The 4,516-nt window shown below is 65.7% G+C and carries 3 protein-coding genes; 2 read left to right on the top strand and 1 reads right to left on the bottom strand.

What is annotated here, in order from left to right:
• Positions 1 to 861: 861 nt before the first annotated feature.
• Positions 862 to 1,443, bottom strand: coding sequence for a TetR/AcrR family transcriptional regulator (locus tag ABZ479_RS41465; RefSeq protein WP_500466426.1), 582 nt, complete (start codon positions 1,441 to 1,443; stop codon positions 862 to 864).
• 294 nt (positions 1,444 to 1,737) lie between these two features.
• Between ABZ479_RS41465 and ABZ479_RS41460 the strand changes: the two genes are divergently transcribed.
• Together ABZ479_RS41460 and ssuE are read left to right on the top strand one after the other, a co-directional pair.
• On the top strand, positions 1,738 to 2,526 hold the full coding sequence (locus ABZ479_RS41460) for an SDR family NAD(P)-dependent oxidoreductase (protein WP_500466425.1): 789 nt from the start codon (positions 1,738 to 1,740) through the stop codon (positions 2,524 to 2,526).
• A gap of 483 nt (positions 2,527 to 3,009) precedes the next feature.
• Entirely contained in the window at positions 3,010 to 3,567 is a 558-nt protein-coding gene (gene ssuE / locus ABZ479_RS41455; protein ID WP_500466424.1) for an NADPH-dependent FMN reductase, read from the top strand.
• Positions 3,568 to 4,516 lie beyond the last annotated feature (949 nt).

Raw genomic sequence — 4,516 nt, 5'->3', positions numbered from 1 at the left:
ACTCCGCGTTCGTCAGGTCTCCACGGCCAACCATGCTGAACAGCGTCAACCCACACGCATGATCACGTCAGGAGATCCGAGAAACAGCACCTAGGCCGGGGCAGACAACAACCGCGGTAGCGGAGAGCAGTGATGAGAAGACCGGCAGGCCCCGTCGGTGCGGGCCAGCGCACGCGATACCGCCCCGCACCTGGAGGCGCTTGGGGTGTGTGGAGCACGACCTACTTCGTGTGCCCCACGCCGAACGCTCAGGCTTGCCCACGTGCGGCGTCGAGTGGAAACTCCAGCGAGTGGTACGCCTGTGTAGTGGGAGTTCTCGCTCTCGCGCTCACGAAGCGCAGCTTGTAGAAGGCAGCGCGGTCGGTTACTGCCGGGTGTCTTCTTGCTTGTCTCGCTCAGAAGCCCATGAGCCAGAAAGGGGGTCTCCCTGCTGGCGTTTGCCGCTGTCGCAGCTTAACATATTATGGAATGAACGATAGGTAAAGATAGTGAAGTCCGCGTTACGTCAGTAGTTTTCACAAACGGCGGCGAAGGTTTCGGGCCCCCAGGGCTGTCGTGAACCGGGCCCGTCCGAGACACAAGCTGTGGCGACGCTCACCGACGGCTCTGAGTTGAGCCGCGGGGCGAGCGGGAAGGTAGCGAATCCGTTCCGATCCCGCTGCCTGACCCAGAGCGGCAAGCAGTGCCGGACTGTACGCACACCTACACGCGGCACCACTCCTCCTGGTGGGAGCTGCCACCCATCGCAGCCTCAGGCCAACCCCTGCCGCGCCAGCTGCGATACGGCGCTACCCGCATAGCCGACATCGACGAGGCTGCTTCCTACTTCACCGCGACATCGCGGCCGGCTGGGGGAATCAGTCAAGAGATGGCGTCAAGAGCGGTCTCGGCGACCGCCATGAGGGCCGCCCGGTCGGGATTTACGGCACCCATGACCCTCAGCCCGTGCATTGTCATGACGAGGAACCGGGCCAGGTCGCGCGCATCACGCTGGTCGGGTAGCTGGCCATCCGACTGCGCCTCGGCGATGACCTGATAGAGCGCGTCCTCCAGCAGCTCCGTCGTCGACTGCACGTGGGAGGCCACCTGGGGGTCTTGCGCGATCCGGCCCACGACGGCGCTCACAATCAGGCATGCTCGCCGGCTACCGTCGCAAACGATCTCGTCGATTGCCGCGACCAGGACGTAGCGCAGCAGCTCAAGGCCTGGGGCTCCTTGGCGGAGGATCTCGACCAGCGGAAGAGCGTAATACTCTCGGTAGCGGTCCATGGCCGCCAGGTACAGGCCTTCCTTGTTGCCGAAGGCCGCGTACAGCGAGCCGCGGCCCACGCCGGTGGCGTCGACAAGGTCCTGGATGGATGTGCCGTCGTACCCGTGGAGGCGGAAGGTGTTCATCGCCGCCTCCACGGCCTTTTCGGTGTCGAATTCCCTGAGGCGTGCCATAGCCGGAGAGTATACCCGAACGAGCAGTACAGATTTTCGGCCGGGGTGGAAGCGGCCTGCCTCGTCGGTCGCGTCTCCATTTGTGGGGGGCTGAGGGAGGGGCGATGTGTCTCCCGTGGCCCTTGCTAGGGGCCAGCCCGGCGAGGGTGCGAATTATTTACTGAACGATCGTTCCTGATGTATGGTGCTGGACAGGGACCGAGGAAGCCGACGGCACCTCGGGATCGGCCGCATCCGTGCCGATCCCACCACCCAGCCCGCGATCACACATTCCCGGCACGCCGTGATCTCGTCATGCCGGGCATTGAATGGAGCACCATGAACCATCGTCTTCAGTCCAAGGTCATCATCGTCACCGGAGGCACCTCGGGTATGGGTTCGGCCTTCGCGAGGCGTGCGGCGTCCGAGGGCGCGACCGTGATCATTGGAGCGCGTGACAAGGAGCGCGGTAAGGCGACGGTTGCGGAGATCACGGCGGAGGGCGGCACAGCCGCCTTCGTCCCGACGGATGTGACTGTCGAGGAGGAGGTGGCCAGCCTGGTCGACGTCGCTGTCCGGGACTTCGGCGGCCTGCACGGTGCCTTCAACAACGCGGGCGGCGGAAACAGCCAGGGAGCCATCCGGAACATCGACGCCCCGTTCTGGGACAGTGTCATCGCCCTCAACATGACCAGCGTCTTCTATAGCCTCAAGTACGAGATCCCGGCGATCGTGGCCAGCGGCGGCGGCTCCATCGTCAACAACGCCTCCGTGGACGGCGTGGTGGGCGACCCGGCGGCTGTCGCCTATTCGGCAGCCAAGCACGGCGTCGTGGGCCTGACCCGTTCCGCAGCGCTCGACACCGCCAAGGAGAATGTGCGGGTCAACGCCCTGGTCACAGGCCTGGTGGACACCCCGCTGTGGCGCGGCCACGTCCAGCGCAACCCGGAAGCCGCGAGCGCCATGCTCAACCTGCAGCCGACCGGCCGCGCCGCCGACGAAGCGGAGATCGCCGCGTTCACCGCCTTCCTCCTCAGCGACGAAAGTCCCTTCATCACCGGCGCAGCCCTGGCCATCGACGGCGCACTCACCGCCGGCGTCTAGACCCTCCGCAAACACACCCGGCCGACCGGATTCCGCAATGCCCGGCGTGGGCGCCACCTGTGTCTGCCTGCAGCGGCTCGAGAAGAGCACAACCAGTAGACCGCGGATCGATGTGCCCAACTCGCAAGGGGCACATCGATCCGCCTCATCTCAACCACGCAAGCCAAACGTGACTTTCGTGAGTGGCCATCCGCCCTCATCCCCGCCGCGTCGCAGGACTCCGCCTCGGACCTCGTTCAACTCAACAACCGGTCGCGCGCAGGCATGATCGACACCCAAACAGATCACCGAACGTATCGCCTGCATGGCGGCTCGGCGCCTACCCAGCTTGTGTAAGGCTGAGTACGGCGGAGAGAGGTCCTGCGAGAGGTCCTGCCCCTTGCGCATGAACGAACCGGACGAGGCCGAACGCGCCGCCGACGAGGCCCGCCCTCGCTGGCACCGCCTTCCTGAGCCCACCCCTCACGTTCGAAAGGTTCCTGCATGGCCAGCGTCCTGTCCGTCTCGGGAAGCCCGTCCGTCACCTCCCGTACCGCGCGGCTGTTGCGACACGTCGATCACCGGCTCAGGGGCCAGGGACACGACGTGATCCCACTTGATGCCCGCATGCTCCCGGCCGAAGCTCTGCTGCACGCAGACTTCAGCCACCCGGCGATCGTTGAAGTCATGAGCCTGTTCGAGCAGGTGGACGGGGTGGTGATCGGGACCCCGATCTACAAGGCCGCCTACTCTGGTCTACTGAAGTCGCTGCTCGACCTGCTCCCGCAGCACGCACTGGCAGGCAAGACCGTCCTCCCCCTGGCAACCGGCGGCACCACCGCCCACGTCCTGGCCATCGACTACGCCCTGCGCCCCATGCTGAGCTCCATGAACCCCGCGCACATCACGCCGGGTTGGCTCACCCTCGACAAGGACATCACTGTGGACGATGACGGCACGCTGACCGTCGCGCCGGCCTCGGCCAAAGCCTTGGCACGGGTAACAGACCAGTTCTCGCGGGCGATAGGCGGCCGTCCTACGCGGCTTGCACCCACCGGATGAGTGCCGAGCGCCAGACGCAGGACTTCGCCATCTGTTCCTGGCAGTTGAAGGACGGATCGGAGGCCAGTTCACCGACGACGTGATCTACACCTCACTCCTCGATCTCGGGGTTCGCCGGCGGCAACGCGCGAGAGTCCACCCAACGCGACGTGTTGCGGCGGATCGCCGAGACGGACGGGCCGTAGTCTGTCCGCAGCATCAAGATCTACCTACCCGGCAGCACCCTCGAACGCTGGCACGCCCGGCCTCGGAGTCGACCTGTGGCTCATTGCTCGCAGCCCTGCCAAGCCGGAACGTCCCATTCGGTCCCGAGCTGACGCGCCAGCCAGGTATCACTTCGCGCTGGCTGCCATCCATGACGGTGCCCGCGTCGCCGAACAGTCGGGCTTCGAGCAGGAGACACGAGAATGCGCTGCGCGACACGATGCTGCGCTGCGCAGCAACCGAGGGCCGGTGGAGGCCCTTGCCGACCGCCAGGCCGCTATCGGCGCCGTGTGCTATGGCGAGCAGCGACGAGGCGCGGCTGCGCGCTTTGGCCTACAAGCGGGCTCAGCGCAACGGACAGATCCCCGCCGCACGGCCGGCGCGGATGGACCGAACGGCATGAGCCAACGCCCACCGCTGGGCGCGGTCGCGCATCACTCCGCGACCTGCTGGGAAACCGACCAGGCCCCGCCATGACCGCCCTAGATTCCGATCATCTTGAGCTTGAGGGGGAGCCATGCCGAGTGTCGGGGAACAGCTGGACAGACCATCCCAGGACGGCCCGGATCCGTCGACAACGTCAGGTGTGCCCTTCGAGACAGTGATCGGCAGCGTTCAGCGTGCCTACCCGATCAAGGGTCCTGCAGCTGAGAAGCCGTTTCTCTATCGATCATGGTGAGCATTGGTTCGAGTGTGGCGACTCGGTCGGGTGATCTCCGGGATGTCCGGGCATGAGGGTAGGGCC

Source organism: Streptomyces sp. NPDC005722, from assembly GCF_040630935.1.
Taxonomy (GTDB): domain Bacteria; phylum Actinomycetota; class Actinomycetes; order Streptomycetales; family Streptomycetaceae; genus Actinacidiphila.
Note: the sequence above shows the minus strand (reverse complement) of the source record. Positions and strands in the feature narration are given on the sequence as shown.